Source organism: Limnofasciculus baicalensis BBK-W-15, from assembly GCF_024178385.1.
Taxonomy (GTDB): Bacteria; Cyanobacteriota; Cyanobacteriia; order Cyanobacteriales; family Coleofasciculaceae; genus Limnofasciculus; species Limnofasciculus baicalensis.
Genome location: NZ_JAMZMM010000363.1, coordinates 4,976 through 6,172, shown reverse-complemented (window position 1 = coordinate 6,172; position 1,197 = coordinate 4,976). Strand labels below are relative to the sequence as shown.

Genomic DNA, 1,197 nt, shown 5'->3' with positions numbered 1-1,197 from the left:
AATAACCAATAACCAATAACCAATAACCAATAACCAATAACCAATAATCAATAACCAATAACCAATAACCAATAACCAATAACCAACAACCAAATAGGTATTTCACTGTTGAATATTTGGGCAAATCGTCTGAGTAATCCGAGCGAGGGGTGGTTTTGCTTGCCAGTGTGAAAGGAGGCTCAATAGTTTAGACTTAAGGGTTTCCAAGTCGGTAATTTCTCGATCGATATCTTCAATTTTATTGACTAAATGTTCCTTTACTGAATCACAAGGCAAATTGCCTGAGTCGTATACTCCTAAAATTTCTTGAATCTCACTGAGGCTCAGTCCCAGAGATTGCGCCCTTTTAATAAATGCTAATCGATGGAGTACCTGATGGGTGAACATGCGGTAGCCAGATTCAGCACGAGTTACGATTGGTGCAAGTAAACCAATCTCTTCATAATAGCGAATGGTTTTGACAGATAAGCCGCTCTGACTGGCAACTTCGCCAATTTTTAAGGAGGGTGCGATCGCAGTATTGCTCATACTTCTTTGAGATTTCAGCAATTTAATTTCAAGGAAGGGGTAAGAGAAAGATTAAATATTAAGCTAAGAAACAAGAGACAATAAAATTAAATATTAGATATTTTTTTTAGTTACATTTAACCTCCTAGAGGTTAGAGGCTAGAGGTAAGATTAGATTTTAGATAATCTTACTAATTGCTTGTTTTTTCCTTACCTCTTACCTTTTACTTCTTAATTTATCGAGGTGGCTGACGTTTAATCGGTGTCATCAAGGGTAATGGTGGACGAGAAGAAGCGGGAGGGAGGAAACGGGTAACGGGTTGTTCTGCGAGTTGAGATTCTTTGCGCTGACTTTGCCACCAGCGCAAAATAATGGCTAGCATTACCATCATCACTCCAAAACTCAGGAGCGACCAGCTTTCGCCGACACCACCAATTACTGCGTCTACGCTGCCGACAATGACGACAAAGCTAGAAATTGGTTCCTTGCGGTAAGCTACCTTCAAAAACCGAGGCAACAAAGCATTCATCACAGGTGCTACTTAGTCGATTTAACTAGGATATTTAATCTAATTTCAGGTTATGCGATCGGTGTCCAATTTAACTAGGAACAATTACAGTCCTGATTCTCTATCTTTCTCTATATTTTATCACACTTCGCTATGTTCTTGCTCAGTCTGCTAGTTTAGG

General features: G+C 39.3%; 2 protein-coding genes and 1 pseudogene. All 3 read right to left on the bottom strand.

Features of this window, described 5'->3' with window-relative positions; genetic code table 11:
* Positions 1-93: pseudogene (locus NJ959_RS30835) on the bottom strand (D-galactonate transporter); the annotation flags it as partial.
* 9 nt (positions 94-102) lie between these two features.
* Positions 103-528: a heavy metal-responsive transcriptional regulator gene (locus NJ959_RS24460; RefSeq protein ID WP_254014359.1), complete on the bottom strand. Its 426-nt coding sequence runs from the start codon at positions 526-528 to the stop codon at positions 103-105.
* A gap of 215 nt (positions 529-743) precedes the next feature.
* Entirely contained in the window at positions 744-1,037 is a 294-nt protein-coding gene (locus tag NJ959_RS24455) for a hypothetical protein (RefSeq protein ID WP_254014360.1), read from the bottom strand.
* Positions 1,038-1,197 lie beyond the last annotated feature (160 nt).